This is a genomic window from Thalassotalea sp. Sam97 (assembly GCF_041379765.1).
In the GTDB taxonomy this organism is placed as follows: Bacteria; Pseudomonadota; Gammaproteobacteria; order Enterobacterales; family Alteromonadaceae; genus Thalassotalea_A; species Thalassotalea_A maritima.
Genome location: NZ_CP166919.1, coordinates 1,695,314 through 1,710,557, shown reverse-complemented (window position 1 = coordinate 1,710,557; position 15,244 = coordinate 1,695,314). Strand labels below are relative to the sequence as shown.

The window sequence follows — 15,244 nt, the reverse complement described above, 5'->3', positions numbered from 1 at the left end:
AAAGGGTGATTATGCCAACATACGTCATATGTTCTCTTTCATAAATATATCCCCAGCTTCAATGACAGTATGCCATGAAAATGGGGTAAGACAACAACTCGATCCTAAACCACATACTCCATCTTAATAAATCACAACGAAACAATTAACCTAATTGCACCAGATAGTTACCCACGTATTTATTGTAAGGTTATCTTGTCTTCTTGTTGCAAAAACGTATACGATCTTTTTAAAGTATTTCATTTAACAAATTATTTTAGGCTGTACATATGATCCGAGACGTAGCAGATAGTGATTCAGCAGACATAGCAGCAATATATAACCATTATGTTGCCAATACCACAGCGACGTTTGAAGAAGAACTGGTAGATGATTTTCAAATGTCATCACGGATTGATAAAATTATCTCATCCGGTATGCCGTGGCTTGTAGCGGAAGAAGACGGTAGGGTATGTGGTTTTGCTTATGCTAAATTTTGGCACGACCGCTCTGCTTATCGCCATACGGTCGAGGTGACTATTTATGTTTCACCAACGGCGGGTTTAAAAGGCGTTGGTAGCCGTCTATATTCTCAGTTGTTCGACCGCTTGCAGGCGTTGAACATTCATTGTGCCATAGCGGTTGTCACCTTACCTAATCCACCAAGCGTGGCCATTCATGAAAAGTTTGGCATGGAAAAATCAGGCCATTTTCGAGAGGTTGGCTTGAAGTTTGGACAATGGCTAGATGTTGGTTACTGGACAGTTCATTTTGATCTTAATGGGCAATAATATTTTAAGGATCTTATAAGATATTTGCGATGATAGGCCGAGACATTTTTATATTGGCCCTAGCGTATATAGGGTGTGAACCTTGCCATTCAACCATGAAACCATGGTTTTTATAAAGGTGTACCGCAGCTTTTAGCTTAGTGTTTGATATCAAATAAACGTGCTTAGCCTTAATCTTGGCGAGTTTATCCAGACAGGTATTAATAAGTTTATGACCATAGCCTTTACCATGATAACGTGGCTCCACCGCCATACGAGCGAGCTCAAATACGCCACCTCCCTGATTAAAAAGAGCACAGGCCCCGATCACTAAGCCTTGATCTACGAGGGTAAATACATAGCCGCCATCATCAATGATCACTCTTGGGTTGTCCGCCAGCTTCATATCAACAGGTTCAAGCTGAAAATGCGCGCTTATCCACTGCTCATTTAAGCGGATAAAGTCATTAAGGTGGTGGATTTGGTTTTCGAGTATATTTGCCATGGTTGTTTATTGCCTTTGCATAAAACTGATACCGACTTAGCCTATGACTCGTTTATTTTAGGCTAAGTCGACCATTCACTAAAGTCTACGAATCAACCTTAGTACATAAACTGCCCGCCATTAATTGACAGTGTTGATCCAGTAATAAAGTCGGCGTTTTCACTCACTAAAAAGTCAACGGTTCTGGCGATATCTTCCGGCTTACCTAAACGGCCCATAGGAATCGTTTTAATGATTTTTTCAAGAACATCTTTTGGAACTGCGCGCACCATGTCGGTGTCAACATAACCCGGTGCCACTGCGTTGACTGTGATGCCTTTACTGGCATTTTCTTGTGCAAGCGCTTTGGTAAAGCCGTGAATCCCCGATTTAGCTGCAGCGTAGTTTACTTGTCCGTACTGACCCGCTTGGCCATTAACTGAGCCGATATTGACGATACGACCATAACCACGCGCACGCATGCCACCGATCACCGCATGGCAGGTATTAAAACATGATGACAGATTGGTATTAATCACTGCTTGCCAGTTTTCAGGTGACATTCTGTGCATGGTACCATCGCGAGTAATGCCGGCGTTATTCACTAATACATCGATACCACCAAAGTCTGCTTCAATATCGTTAACCGCACGCTGCGTCTCATCAAAATCTGCAACGTCAAATTTCAACGCGGTGATGCCATGCTTTTTGCTGAACGCTTCTGCTGCCTCAGTATTGCCAAAGTAATTGGCAACAACTGTGTAGCCTTTTTCTTCTAAACTTACGCATATCGCTTCACCAATACCTCGTGTACCGCCAGTAACCAACGCAACTCTACTCATTATTTTCTCCTTTAAAAGCGTATTAGCGACAGTCTCGCAAAGAGCGTACAACGTCCTGTCATTCGATAAATATCTATTTACATAGTATATTTACTCTATTTTGTGCAGATAATATACATTCATTTGCATTAGGTATGAATTGACAGCCTAAAACGTAAGTCAAAAAACGCATCGCTTTTACGTTAGTCATAGACTGGGGCACTAAAGCCTTGTGTGATGTACATCGAAAGTTATCGACGTTATACCTTGACCTGTCTATAACTTTATAGTTTACAGTCTCTATCAGCTGGTAAATATGTGGGGTTTTCTGTGTATCGAATATCGGAATTAGCGTCGCGGGTCGGTTTATCGAGGACAGTACTACTTTATTACGAAAAGCTTAATTTAATTGTGGCCAAGCGACAAGACAATGGCTACCGATATTACAGTGATAGGGATGTGCAACAAGTTCGTTTGATTCAACAATTGCAAAAGGGCGGCTTAACATTGGCCGAATGCAAGTCGTGCCTCGAGCAAAAACTAGATCAAACAGTACTTCGCACTCGCTATCGTGAGCTTCAACAGGAGATCGAACAAAAACAGTCATCTCTGGCTTTGTTATCTTCGCTGCTTGGCGAAAACCCCAGTAAGTTTTGGCACCAAAAACTTGCAGAAATATCCCCCGATGCGCATTTAGATTGGTTAAAGGTGCAAGGGTACGATGAAAAAGAGGCCCTTCGAGTAAAATGGTTATCAAAAGATATGAATGAACATGATAAATATATGCACGATTTCATGCGTGTTTTTGAAGCGCTTGATGCGTGGGGGCCGAGTTGCGAGCAAGACACCATCAGAGCGTTTAATGCGCTACCGATAACGGCTAAACATATTCTAGAAATAGGGTGTGGCAAAGGCAACTCAACAATTACGCTAGCAAAACATTCGGATGCAACGATCATAGCAACCGACAATGAAGAATCTGCGCTAGCGGGATTAAAAGCGAAGTTGGCACTGAACGGCTTGAGTCATCAAGTATCGGTGCAATGCAAGAGTATGACTGAGTTAGATTTCGATAAGGCCACATTTGATGTGATTTGGGCCGAGGCATCCGCTTACATCATGGGGGTCGAAAATGCGTTGGTTAATTGGAAACCGCTACTAGCAGAAGACGGTGTGTTAGTGTTTAGTGACTTAGTGTGGTTAACCGACGCACCGAGTAATGACGCTTTAGTTTATTGGAAACGAGACTATCCCGATATTCAACGGGTTGATAAACGTATCGCACAAATTCAAACAGCGGGTTACAAACTTGTAGAAACCTTCACGGTATCGGAACGAGCCTGGAAGAATTACTATGAGCCGCTTCAAGCACGCTTAAATGTTGTAGCAGGTAAGATGAAAAACTCGCAAGCAGTGAGTGACATCCAAAATGAAGTGGATCTGTATCGACGTCATTTGGGTGAGTTTGGCTACCAATTTTTTGTCGCTCAGAAGGCCTAGTTGGTAAAACAACGCGTATGGATAAATCTTGCGATAATTGTGTCGACAGCTGGAAAGCATCTACTCGCGCCGCGCAAACATAACGCGAGTAGATGAATACTGTGTCATTGGATTAGTAGTTGTACTAATACCAATTACACTAAGTTTGTGCCCAACTCAGAGTTAGGGCAGAGGTTCAAATCCTACTGTATCAGTACGTTAGTTTTTTAAACCAAGGTACTTTTAATGTTAAAGGACAGCGATGCAGTGCTTTACGTAGGCTAATTAGGCGATGGCCGCCGATAATATTTCTCGCACTTCGCTTGGTGTAATGCTTTGGTTTTCAGATAGTGCTGTAAAACCATGTTGTTCTAAGCGTTTAACGACTGCCTCGATCGCACCTTGTTTATCGTTACCATGTTCAGTTAATTGCGTAGCTACGCCCAATGTATGATACATAGCTTCTACGGTGTCAATGGTACGCTCTGCTAAGTCGTCACCTGGTGATAGGTTGAAAACGTTTTGGCCCATTTGCTCTAGCTTTTCGCGTTTGTAGTTTATTTGGTTGCGTAACAATGAAGGCTGTACGATAGCCAATGATCGCGCATGGTCAACATGCCAAAGAGCCGTTAGCTCGTGACCAATCATGTGTGTTGACCAGTCTTGGGCAACACCACAACCAATAAGGCCATTTAGTGCTTGGTTTGCAGCCCACATCAAATTACTGCGCCATAAGTCGTTGTCACGCTGCTCATAGCTTTGCGCTAACGTATGTAATGCACGCAATAACGCTTCCGCGTAGCCATCTTGAACCAGCGCCCCTTGTGGCTTAGTCAAGTATTGCTCACACACATGGACCCACGCATCAACAATACCGTTGGCCAGTTGTCGCTCTGGTAGCGACTTCATCACATCCGGATCCATCACCGCAAAAATTGGTAATACACAAGGGACTGAGAAGGCCATTTTTTGTTGTGTTTCGGCTTTGGTGATCACCGAGTTGGTGTTTGACTCGGAGCCCGTTGCCGGCAACGTTAAAATCGCGCCAATGGGTGTTGCTACTTCAGGGCTATAGTCACCGGTCAAAATATCCCAACCATCACCATCGTAATGGGCTGCAGCGGCAACGTATTTAGCGCCATCAATCACAGAGCCACCACCAACCGCAAGAATAAAATCGATATCTTGTTCTTTTACGATAGCAACGGCTTTATCTAAGGTTTCCTTGGTTGGGTTCGCTTCAACGCCTGAAAACTCGAGCCAATCATGTGCTTGTAATGCATCAATGGTTTGCTGATACACGCCATTGCGCTTGATTGAGCCACCGCCATAAAGAATAAGAATCTTTTTATCGGCTGAAATGGCCTCTTTGATACTCGCGATTTGCCCTTGGCCGAAATGGATCGCCGTTGCGTTGTGATAAGAAAAAATCATTTTTACCTCATTAAATTCTGGTTATGCGACTAAAGCTAATTGAAATTTTTCGCTATTTAAGCGGTACCCACTGATACCTCGAGCCTCATTTAGGAGAAATAGGTGCGTCTTGACACTCTCAGTCGGTACGTAAAGTTTAGCCTTTAGGTTTATGTTTTGTATTCGTTGTTTGTGTTGATCATTCGTACCAGTGCTTCACCTACAGCATGCGCACTGGCAGGGTTTTGCCCTGTGATCAGTCGATCATCTTCAATAACGAATGAACCCCAAGGTTGTACTTTGCTAAATCGTGCGGCCGCGCGGGTAAGTGCTTCTTCCATCAAGAACGGCACATCGTTGATGGTGCCATAGTCAATTTCTTCTTCACGAGTAAAGCCCGTTACCGATTTTGTCGACAATAATGATTCGCCATTACTCAGTTTTATTGGTAATAAAGCGGCTGGACCGTGGCATACTGCCGCGATGATCCCGCCTTGTTCATAGTGCTCGGCACTCAGTTTTGCAAACGCTTCGTTTGTCGCCAAGTCCGATAGCAAGCCAAAACCACCCGGATAAAACACCGCATCGTAGTCAGCGACGTTGAGTTGTTCTACGGCAATTGTATTATTTATACGCGTTTGAAAATCTTGATCCGCGATAACGTCGGCATTTACGTTATCACCTTCAATATCGGTGCCATATATTGGCGCTTTACCGCCATTGATCGATGCCAGATCATAATCCAAACCCGCTGACGTTATGACATGGACAACGTGAGTCAGTTCGGGAGAATACGTGCCATTGACTTGATCTGTATCACCAAGCGTGGCGTGATTGGTCACTGGAATAAGTACTTTTTTCATCATAAGTCCTCTGCTTTGTATTTGGTTTAGGTATGCTTAACAGCTGATGAGTACTTTAAGTTATTACCATTTGAATGATAATATGGCATTTCAATAAAATACTTTTGCTGTATAGCAACAATAGTTGGGGTTATGGAAAGTTTTGAGGGCATAATTGAATTTGTCGCCGTTGCTGAAAGCCAAGGCTTTTCTGCCGCAGCGAAACAACTAGGCTGCAGTACGAGTCACGTCAGTCGTCAGATTTCTCGCCTTGAAGAACGATTAGGCTGTGCACTGTTGGCAAGATCCACGCGCGTGGTCACGCTCACAAGGCCTGGTGTACTTTATTATAAACAAGTAAAGGAACTCGTTGTTGGCCTTCAGCAAGCGAACGAACAAGTTAATCAGCAACAGTTTCAGTTAAGTGGTACGTTGAAAGTCAGTGCCGCTGGAGGGTTTGCTGAACACTTTGTAGCGCCGGCATTGATGGAGTTTGTTAGACAGCACCCTGAGTTACGGGTCGATCTTGATTTAAATAGTCGGTTCGTGAATTTACTTGAAGACGGATTTGATTTTGCGATACGTTACGGCGAGCTCGATGACTCTAACTTAATTGCCCGTAAATTGGTGAATCGCTCAATGATGGCTGTGGCTCATAAAGATTATTTAACACAGCACGGTATTCCCAAGCATCCGCATGACTTAAAAAATCACCGTTGTATTATCGCAAACAATAATAATTGGGATTTTAATGTCGGTGGCCGGAAAGAAACGGTTAAAGTGACAGGGTCATGGCGTAGTAACAATGCCAATGTTGTGTTACATGCATGTACCAAGGCGCTGGGTATTGCCTATATGCCAAAAAGTACCTTTAAAGACGCATTAGACGAACAAGTTTTAGTGCCAGTTTTAGAGCCGTATTGGGGAGATGGTACAACAAGTTGGATTATCTACCCGAATAAGCGATTTATGCCGCAACGAGTTAGACTGGCGATTGATTTTTTGATCCAATACTTTTCCGATTGGGATGAATCAATTAAGTAACGTTTTATTGTGGGGTTAACCGACTTGATATCTGTCTTTTCATTCAAGCTTGTTTAAACGAATTATAGAAGTAGGGGGCGGTGGTGTAATTAACCGATAGAACGAGCGAGTAAATAGGTGGTGCATCACAGTATGGTTAACATGAGCGAGCTTAGCGGTAACAACCGTAAACTCGCCCATGTGACAAACCCTTGATCAAATACAAAGGGCTTTAGTAGACCTTATATCGATACCCCTTTTATCGGTAAGTCGCGATAACGCTTACCTGATGCGGCATAAATGGCATTGGTTAATGCTGGCGCAAATGGTGCAACCCCGGGTTCACCTAATCCTGTTGGGCTGTTAGCCGAGTCAATAATGTGCACATTAACATTTGGCATTTCATTGATTCGTAACACAGGGTAATCATGGAAGTTGGAGTTGACAACGGCACCGTCTTTAAAGCTTATTTCAGTGTAAAGGGCTAACGACATGCCCATAACCACAGCGCCTTCCATTTGTGCCCGAGCACCATCGACATTTAAAATCTGGCCACAATCTATGGCGCAGTCAACATTTAACACGCGAATGTTATCACCGTCGACTTTAACGTGAACGGCCATCGCCACATAGCTTTGAAAGCTATAGTGAACAGCAATGCCCAAGCCTTCGCCTTCTGGTAATGGTTTACCCCAACCCGCATTGTTGGCAACAGTGTCAAGAACAGCTTTAGATCGTTTCACTTGCTCTTGTTGTTCGGGGTCTTTGTTGGCGTCATACAGCTGATGCAGCATGGTTACTGTATCAACGCCCTTAGCAACCGCTAATTCATCCGCAAAGCTTCCATAAGCAAAACCGTAAAATATCGCATATACAGCGCGGTACCAACCAATCCGTGTGTGTGCCGGTGCAAGGCCCGATTCACTACGAAAGTTACTGACGTTAAACGGATGACTGTTCACATCGGCAAAGGCACGCTCAGGTGCACGCTCAAGGCCTGGTACAAACAATGAGCTGATCGATGGAAACGCGACACGTTGCAGCCAACCATCGACATCACCTTGTGCATTAATTGAGGCTTGAATGTGTTGGGCATTAATTGAATGATAAAAGCCCGTGCGCATATCCTCTTCGCGACTCCAAATAAGCTGTACTGGAGCTTTGATGTGTTTTGATATCACCGCGGCTTCATGAACGTAATCACACTTAAATTTACGACCGAAAGCGCCACCGCTGATCATCACATGGACAATGATATCTTTTTTATCACGGCCAAGAAGGGTAGCTAACACCGTTTGAATATCATCGGGTGATTGGGTCGACGCCCATACTTCGCAACTATGGTCAGTTACCGAAACCACGCTGGCGTTTGGCTCCATAGGCGCATGGCATAAGTGCCCACCAGTATAGGTTGCTTTCACTAGTGTATTGGCTTGTTGTAGCGCCTTATCGACATCACCGCGCTCACCCATCTTCTCGGCTGGCTGTTCCACGTTGGTAACGAGTTGCTGGCGATATGCTTTGGTGTCATAGACTTTATTGGCGCCTAAATCCCACTCAATCTCGAGTTGTTTGAGTGCTTGCTGTGCCGTCCAACTGTTATCGGCAACAACGGCGACCCCACCAACGGAGCTAAACGGGTGCTTGATAGGTGCGACTTCGACAACATCGATAACCCCAGACACCGCTAGCGCGGCCTTTTTATTGACGCGTTTTAATTTACCGCCAAGCACTGGGCAGTGAACGATTGCAGCATACTTCATGCCGTCGACCTTGGTGTCTACGCCGTAGGTGCGTTGACCCGTAACAACCATATTAAGATCATGACGAGGTAAATCCGTGCCAATATAACGGTATTGCTGTTTATTTTTTAATGTAGGGTTTTCAGGTATCGATAACCCACTTGCGGCATCAACGAGCTCGCCATAACTTAGCCTGTCAGCCGTTAGCCTGTTGACAATAAAATGGTTTTCGGCATAAACATTGTCTATACCCGTACCCCAGGTTTGTGCAGCGGCAAGCATTAACATTTCTTTGGCGGCCGCGCCGGCCTTGCGCATCGGTTCGTACATCACTCGAATGCTGGCTGAGCCACCGGTCGCCTGAGGGCCATATTTTTCTTGGTCTCCATCGGCTTGCTTTACGGTTACGCGTGACCAATCTGCTTCCATTTCGTCCGCAACCGCAGCGGGTAATGCAGTGGAAATACCTTGTCCCATTTCACATCGACCACAATAAATGAGTAAGTCACCATTAGGCTTTAAATGAATAAACGCATTGGGGTTAAACTCGTCTGAAGCTTTGAAATTAGCGTCATCGGCAAGGGCGTTGTTAGGTAAATGCAAACCGATTAATAGACCGCCACTGATGCCTGCCGTTAACTTTAAAAAACCACGTCGAGAGACACCTGTGCTAACGTCATTTTGCGAAAATTCATCTTGTTTGGTGTTTTGTTTTTGATAAAACAGATCGAGTTCTTGCTTTATGTGTGGGTGCATTAGCGTACCTCCGTAGCCAATTCGTCGGCAGCCTGGCGAATGGCTTTTTTAATACGCTGATAGGTGCCACAACGACAAATATTACCTTGCATGGCATTGACAATGTCATCATCGGTTGGATTTTTATTACTGTTAAGAAAGCTGGCGGCATTCATAATTTGTCCAGCTTGGCAGTAACCACATTGTGGCACTTTATTGTCTACCCACGCTTTTTGCAGCGGGTGATCACCATGCTCTGATAATCCTTCGATGGTGGTGATTTCTTTATTCGCTAATGTCCCGACCGGCATAATACATGAGCGCATGGCAACGCCATCAATATGAACGGTGCACGCGCCACATAGTCCAGTACCACAGCCAAATTTGGTACCTGTGATAGCTAGGTGGTCGCGTAAAAACCACAATAACGGCATGTTTTCATCGACATCAATATCGACTTTTTGACCGTTTATTATCAGTTGTTTTGCCATTGTCTTCCCCATCATTTATTGATTACTATCAATACTATACGTTCAAAACGAAAAATAACAATACGATATCTTAAGAGCCGTTATTTAAGTGTAACGAAGCATGTCATCATGAGGGCTGGTTAGAATGTTGGCTAAGGACATCGTAGCCTGCGTTAGGGCATTGCTTACGTCAGGCTATTAAAAGCGAAGAGGGGATTTACAAACAGCGTTTAGGTTTGGGTAACCCAGCGATTTTAGTGGCTTGTTTTGCTGCGCCTTTAGGGAATAAACGATGCAAATAACGGCTATTGGCTTTGTCTTCGCCAAACTCTTCTTTCATCGCATTGATTAACGCGCGAATCGCGGGTGATGTCTTGTACTGTAAATAGAAATTACGAACAAAGCGCACGACTTCCCAATGATCATCGGTTAGCTCGATATTATCATCTGCTGCCAATAACGGCGCCATCTCTTCCTGCCATTGGGTATAATCAAGCAAATAGCCCTGTTTGTCTGTCTCATAGGATGTGCCGTTAAATTCTATTGCCATGTTACTACCTTCTTTGCTTGCTCGGTCAATACAACCAATTGATGCATATCTGTGTTTATTACCTGTGTGTTGTCAATACGTAAACCTCGAGCCAAAATATGGTCGGTTAATGCGTATATCGATAGACGTGTTTTAGCTGATGTTAACAGAGGATGCACGAGATTATATACACCGTCATCAATCAAGAATAGCGCGTCACCGTTTTGGGTAAGCTGTATACAGTTTTTTAGTTTGCTGTCACTAAACGCACTCGTTCGGACAATATGGAGTATGTTCATTGCTGCTTCCTTTAAAACACCAGTGTGACATCTGCTTGATCTATGACGTCGCGAATATCGCTTAGGGCGCATAATGTCACGTCATTAAAAGGCATGTTCGTTGACAGGCCGCGCTCAATAAGGCATTGCTCACTGACAAACACTTGTTCAATATCGTAAAAATGTAGGGCTTTCATCGAGGCGATGAAATCTTTAGCGCCAATACGCTCGGGCTCTTGTTGACTTTGGCTTTGGAACACGCCGTCGCCGATAAAGCATAAACTGACGTTAAGATCATAACTTGCCAAGATAAGGGCAGCATCGAGAGACTCACGAGCTTTTAGCACATCAAAACTGGCACTGGTGTTAACGATTGCGTAGTGTTTCGTTGGGTGGCTCATAATTGTACAACCTTATCGGCTTTTGCGGTTAATACGGCTAACTCACCAAGACCAGAGATGGTAAATTCTTTGACAATGTTGTGATAAAAATCATCGTCATTACTGTCCGTTAAACCTCTGCGCTCAGCGGCAGAAATACAAAGATGTAATGGTGTCTTCGTTTGCTGGTGAAAGCGTTGCCATAGCTGTTTCATATTGACTTCATCAGATGGTGTTTGCACAAAGGTATTGGCGTTAAGCACACCATCTTGATAGAAAAATATCCCATCGATACGATGGCCAGCATCAAGTAATGCTTTTGCAAACGCTAAAGATGTATGGGTTTTATTGTCGGTCGGTGCGGTGCTGACGACGATGGCATATCTGCTCAAGTTAACAATGTTCCTATAAAAATTCTGCTCAGGTAATGACTGTGATACAGTCGATAAAATTTAGCTCTAAAAATATACCTGTAAAAAAGGCCCCCAGATGGGAGCCTTTGTATTATAAAGCATTCAATTGTAAAAATTAATCGTCGCTTCCAGCTAAAGACATTAAAATGTGAAGTAAGCTAGAGAAAATGTTGTATAGCGAAACGAATAATGTAACGGTTGCCAAAATGTAGTTGCGCTCGCCACCTTTGATGATTTCACTGGTTTGATACAAAATAATCGCCGATGAGAAGAAAATAAACAACGCACTAATTGCTAACGATACAGCAGGGATCTGCAAAAAGATGTTAGCAACCATGGCGATTAGTAAGAACCAAAAACCAACATTAAGCATACCAGTTAGGAACGACATGTCTTTCTTGGTCGTTAGCACGTACGCTGATAAACCAAAGAAGATAAGACCGGTAGCACCTAATGCAAAAGCAACTAAGTCACCTGCGCCAGAGCCTAACGCGTAGCCTACCATTGGGGCAATGGTGTAACCCAAGAAACCGGTGAATGCAAAAACAGAAACGATACCCATACTGGTATTGGCTGTTTTGTAGGTTAAAAACATTAAACCGTAAACACCGATCAATGTGACGATTAAACCAGGGCTTGGTAATTGAAGGGCAATAGTAGCCGCTGCGATTACTGCACTGAAGACTAACGTCATACCAAGCAACATATAGGTGTTGCGTAAAACTTTGTTGATTTCAATAGCAGAGCTTTGCGATGCTGTTGAATAACCCATTTGTGATTGCATAAAGTTTCCTTTGTACGTTTAGTTACTGTTAATTAGATTGGGATATTGGCGAAAAATTCAATAGCTGTGATGATTGTTATTGTTCTTTATGCCTATCCCTCCTTGAAAGTTTATAACTTAAAGACTCCCAAGGGTAAACTAATGTGACATATTATGACACAAGATTTTTTACTTTGACAACGTCAGCCTGTAAAAGTTTACTCGTAGTTATCGATAATTTGTTGTCGGCGATAACAATCCATACTGTGATCGTTAACCAACCCCGTCGCTTCTAGGTGCGCATAGATAATGGTTGAACCGACAAATTTAAAGCCACGCTTTTTCAAATCTTTACTTATGGCATCTGAAACATCTGAGGTGGCAGGGTAGTCTTGTAAACGTTCTAGCGTGTTGACAACGGGTTTGTGGTTTATAAATCCCCATAGATACTTACAGAAACTACCAAACTCATTTTGCACCTCAATAAAGCGCTGAGCGTTATTAACGGCCGCCTGTACTTTTAAACGATTTCGAATAATACCTGGATCTGTTAACAGGGCGTCAATTTTATTCTGATCAAATGCAGCGACTTTATGTACATCGAAATTGGCAAACAGTCGGCGATAATTTTCACGTTTTTTTAATACCGTATACCAACTTAACCCAGCTTGTGCCGCTTCAAGCGTTAAAAACTCAAACATCGTTTTATCGTCATGCACTGGCACGCCCCATTCATGATCATGATAGGCAACATAATCGTCTTTTGAGCAATCTAACCAAGGACAACGACATAAACCATCCGCTGTTTGTTCATTTTTTGTCATAACAAATCACCTAAAAATAAGGGCTTAGCAGCCAATTTAGCAGAAAAGACAAACAATGTGTTTAAAAAAGTTACAAACAAATGTTTTTTTTAAATTAATGCTTTACAAGGCCAGAAAGAGTCCTTAATATGCGCATCAACTTCAGGTGAGATGGCTGAGTGGTCGAAAGCACCGGTCTTGAAAACCGGCATACGTTTGTAGCGTATCTAGGGTTCAAATCCCTATCTCACCGCCATATTTAATTAGGTTGGACGTTAATGCGTCCAACCTAATATCTTAAAGGAAAATATGAGCGGCTGAAGTAATGCAATAAAATATGGTGAGATGGCTGAGTGGTCGAAAGCACCGGTCTTGAAAACCGGCATACGTTTGTAGCGTATCTAGGGTTCAAATCCCTATCTCACCGCCATATTCAGTTAGGTTGGACGTAAACGCGTCCAACCTAACGATTGAATAATTGAATGTGGCTTATTTCTATTGCAACACATATTTGGTGAGATGGCTGAGTGGTCGAAAGCACCGGTCTTGAAAACCGGCATACGTTTGTAGCGTATCTAGGGTTCAAATCCCTATCTCACCGCCATATTCAGAGAAAGCCCCGCTATACGTAGTGGGGCTTTTTTGTAATCAGGATTCTCTAATATATCTCTAGCCTTTAATACGACGAGTCAAAGGTGATAGAAGCTCATCGTGTTAAATTGGCTTACCAGTCAAAACCTTATCAATTATCAGTTGCTCTCGTGGCGTATTAAAGAGCTGTCGCTAAAGCTGTGGCATGCATTTTTGATCTATCTCATAGCGTTTTTGTATTTTCCAAGCCGTTCACTAGCGACTATTCTCGCAGCTTTTACATTAAGCCTTTTCGGTCAATTTATTTAACGCCATGATTCTTAGGATAATAAAATGAGTTTTGCATTTGTCAGCTCTTTAATCATTTTTTCCGCTGTGTTGTTGTTTCTCTTTAGGCAACAGCAAAAAGGCCGTACCTTGTCACGTCTTGTACTGCTTGGCTTAGTGTTGGGCTCGGCATTTGGCCTTGGGCTGCAATTACTTTTGGTTAACGCGCCGGGTATCGTTGAGCAGTCGTTACAATGGATAGGCATTGTTGGTAAAGGCTATATCGCATTACTAAAAATGATCATTATGCCACTGGTGTTAGTGTCAATGATCGCGGCAGTCGTAAAATTGGATAACGTGGGTTCGCTTGGTAAGATTTCGAGTTTAACCATATTTGTATTGTTATTAACGACCGCCATATCGGCACTGGTTGGTATATCGGTGACAAGTGTATTCGATCTGTCTATTCAGGGGCTAACAGAGGGGGCTCGTGAATCTGCGCGAATGACTGAGCTTGAATCTAAGGCCACCGGTATTCAAGGTCTCACTATTCCACAAATGCTTGTCAGTTTTATCCCAACCAACCCGTTTGCTGATTTAACCGGTGTGCGTTCTACATCGATTATTGCTGTGGTGATTTTTGGTGTCTTAATGGGCATCGCCGCACGAAAAGTAATGAGTGAAAAGGCGGAGCTAGAATCACCCATTCGTACGTTTGTTGACGCTATGCAATCTGTCGTTATGCGTCTTGTTAAAATGATCATGGCATTAACGCCATACGGGGTTGCCGCCTTAATGGCCAACGTTGTTGCAACCTCAAGCGCTGCTGATGTATTAAATTTGCTTAGCTTTATTGTCGCATCGTACGTGGCAATCATCATTATGTTTGCCGTGCACGGTTTGTTGGTGTCATTGGTAGGCATGAGCCCGCGTGAATATTTTAGCAATATTTTACCGGTGCTGAGCTTTGCGTTTACTTCAAGAAGCTCCGCGGCAACGATCCCGTTGAATGTTGAAACCCAGATCAGCAAATTAAATGTGCCACCAGCCGTTGCTAATTTATCGGCATCATTTGGTGCGACGATAGGTCAAAATGGCTGTGCGGGTATTTATCCTGCGATGTTGGCGGTTATGATTGCGCCGTCGGTAGGTATCGATCCGTTGAGCATGCAGTTTATTGTTGGCTTAGTTGCCATGATCACCATTAGCTCTTTTGGTATTGCCGGTGTTGGTGGCGGGGCAACGTTTGCAGCGCTTATTGTATTACCGGCGATGGGCTTACCTGTGACCGTTGTAGCTTTGCTTATTTCAATCGAGCCGTTGATTGATATGGCGCGCACAGCACTCAATGTGTCAGGTGCGATGACAGCTGGCACCATAACCAGCCGCTTGTTACCGTCAGAGAAACCTCAGCACGGTATGCAAAGCCAAGAAGCTTAATATATGCATCATCAAAGGGCTC

General features: G+C 43.6%; 16 protein-coding genes and 3 tRNA genes. 7 read left to right on the top strand and 12 right to left on the bottom strand.

From position 1 onward, the window contains the following. Positions 1–269: 269 nt before the first annotated feature. Entirely contained in the window at positions 270–770 is a 501-nt protein-coding gene (locus ACAX20_RS07680) for an N-acetyltransferase family protein (RefSeq protein ID WP_371185139.1), read from the top strand. 13 nt (positions 771–783) lie between these two features. On the opposite strand, the gene ACAX20_RS07675 is transcribed toward ACAX20_RS07680, so the two are convergent. Both ACAX20_RS07675 and phbB read right to left on the bottom strand, forming a co-directional pair. After that, positions 784–1,254 carry a GNAT family N-acetyltransferase gene (locus tag ACAX20_RS07675; protein ID WP_371185137.1) on the bottom strand — a complete coding sequence of 157 codons (471 nt, stop codon included), beginning with the start codon at positions 1,252–1,254 and terminating at the stop codon, positions 784–786. A 98-nt stretch (positions 1,255–1,352) separates the two neighbouring features. Continuing rightward, positions 1,353–2,075, bottom strand: coding sequence for an acetoacetyl-CoA reductase (gene phbB, locus ACAX20_RS07670; protein ID WP_371185135.1), 723 nt, complete (start codon positions 2,073–2,075; stop codon positions 1,353–1,355). A gap of 309 nt (positions 2,076–2,384) precedes the next feature. On the opposite strand from phbB, the gene ACAX20_RS07665 reads away from it, so the two are divergent. Further along, a complete protein-coding gene (locus tag ACAX20_RS07665; RefSeq protein WP_371185133.1) occupies positions 2,385–3,554 on the top strand; it encodes a MerR family transcriptional regulator in 1,170 nt (389 codons plus the stop codon). A gap of 264 nt (positions 3,555–3,818) precedes the next feature. On the opposite strand, the gene ACAX20_RS07660 is transcribed toward ACAX20_RS07665, so the two are convergent. Together ACAX20_RS07660 and ACAX20_RS07655 are read right to left on the bottom strand one after the other, a co-directional pair. Further along, a complete protein-coding gene (locus ACAX20_RS07660; RefSeq protein ID WP_371185131.1) occupies positions 3,819–4,967 on the bottom strand; it encodes an iron-containing alcohol dehydrogenase in 1,149 nt (382 codons plus the stop codon). Positions 4,968–5,116: 149 nt separating this feature from the next. Beyond that, positions 5,117–5,809 carry a type 1 glutamine amidotransferase domain-containing protein gene (locus ACAX20_RS07655; RefSeq protein ID WP_371189612.1) on the bottom strand — a complete coding sequence of 231 codons (693 nt, stop codon included), beginning with the start codon at positions 5,807–5,809 and terminating at the stop codon, positions 5,117–5,119. 132 nt (positions 5,810–5,941) lie between these two features. Between ACAX20_RS07655 and ACAX20_RS07650 the strand changes: the two genes are divergently transcribed. Beyond that, positions 5,942–6,832 (top strand): LysR family transcriptional regulator, encoded by an 891-nt coding sequence (locus ACAX20_RS07650; RefSeq protein WP_371185129.1) that lies wholly within the window; start codon positions 5,942–5,944, stop codon positions 6,830–6,832. A 221-nt stretch (positions 6,833–7,053) separates the two neighbouring features. Here the strand turns inward: ACAX20_RS07650 and ACAX20_RS07645 are convergent, their stop codons facing one another. The 8 genes from ACAX20_RS07645 to ACAX20_RS07610 form a co-directional block, all read right to left on the bottom strand. After that, positions 7,054–9,309, bottom strand: a complete 2,256-nt coding sequence (locus tag ACAX20_RS07645; protein ID WP_371185127.1) for a molybdopterin cofactor-binding domain-containing protein — start codon at positions 9,307–9,309, stop codon at positions 7,054–7,056. Then, positions 9,309–9,779 carry a (2Fe-2S)-binding protein gene (locus ACAX20_RS07640; protein WP_371185125.1) on the bottom strand — a complete coding sequence of 157 codons (471 nt, stop codon included), beginning with the start codon at positions 9,777–9,779 and terminating at the stop codon, positions 9,309–9,311. The genes ACAX20_RS07645 and ACAX20_RS07640 overlap by 1 nt, the downstream gene beginning before the upstream one ends. Positions 9,780–9,975: 196 nt before the next feature. Further along, positions 9,976–10,308, bottom strand: coding sequence for a TusE/DsrC/DsvC family sulfur relay protein (locus ACAX20_RS07635; RefSeq protein ID WP_371185123.1), 333 nt, complete (start codon positions 10,306–10,308; stop codon positions 9,976–9,978). After that, a complete protein-coding gene (gene tusB / locus ACAX20_RS07630) occupies positions 10,299–10,586 on the bottom strand; it encodes a sulfurtransferase complex subunit TusB (protein WP_371185121.1) in 288 nt (95 codons plus the stop codon). The genes ACAX20_RS07635 and tusB overlap by 10 nt, the downstream gene beginning before the upstream one ends. Before the next feature lie 11 nt (positions 10,587–10,597). Then, a complete protein-coding gene (tusC, locus tag ACAX20_RS07625; RefSeq protein ID WP_371185119.1) occupies positions 10,598–10,966 on the bottom strand; it encodes a sulfurtransferase complex subunit TusC in 369 nt (122 codons plus the stop codon). Continuing rightward, positions 10,963–11,337 (bottom strand): sulfurtransferase complex subunit TusD, encoded by a 375-nt coding sequence (gene tusD / locus ACAX20_RS07620; protein ID WP_371185117.1) that lies wholly within the window; start codon positions 11,335–11,337, stop codon positions 10,963–10,965. The genes tusC and tusD overlap by 4 nt, the downstream gene beginning before the upstream one ends. 136 nt (positions 11,338–11,473) lie before the next feature. Further along, the gene (locus ACAX20_RS07615; protein ID WP_371185115.1) at positions 11,474–12,142 is read right to left on the bottom strand and encodes a Bax inhibitor-1/YccA family protein; all 669 of its coding nucleotides are present in this window, start codon (positions 12,140–12,142) and stop codon (positions 11,474–11,476) included. Between the two features lie 197 nt (positions 12,143–12,339). Continuing rightward, complete coding sequence (locus ACAX20_RS07610; RefSeq protein WP_371185113.1) at positions 12,340–12,945, bottom strand: DNA-3-methyladenine glycosylase I; 606 nt, start codon at positions 12,943–12,945, stop codon at positions 12,340–12,342. 144 nt (positions 12,946–13,089) lie between these two features. Here ACAX20_RS07610 and ACAX20_RS07605 point away from each other — a divergent pair. The 4 genes from ACAX20_RS07605 (at position 13,090) to ACAX20_RS07590 (ending at position 15,222) form a co-directional block, all read left to right on the top strand. Next, positions 13,090–13,180: transfer RNA gene (locus ACAX20_RS07605), tRNA-Ser, on the top strand. A gap of 83 nt (positions 13,181–13,263) precedes the next feature. Beyond that, positions 13,264–13,354, top strand: a tRNA-Ser gene (locus ACAX20_RS07600). An 83-nt stretch (positions 13,355–13,437) separates the two neighbouring features. Next, positions 13,438–13,528, top strand: a tRNA-Ser gene (locus ACAX20_RS07595). A 320-nt stretch (positions 13,529–13,848) separates the two neighbouring features. Further along, a complete protein-coding gene (locus ACAX20_RS07590) occupies positions 13,849–15,222 on the top strand; it encodes an L-cystine transporter (RefSeq protein ID WP_371185111.1) in 1,374 nt (457 codons plus the stop codon). The last annotated feature ends 22 nt before the right edge of the window (positions 15,223–15,244 follow it).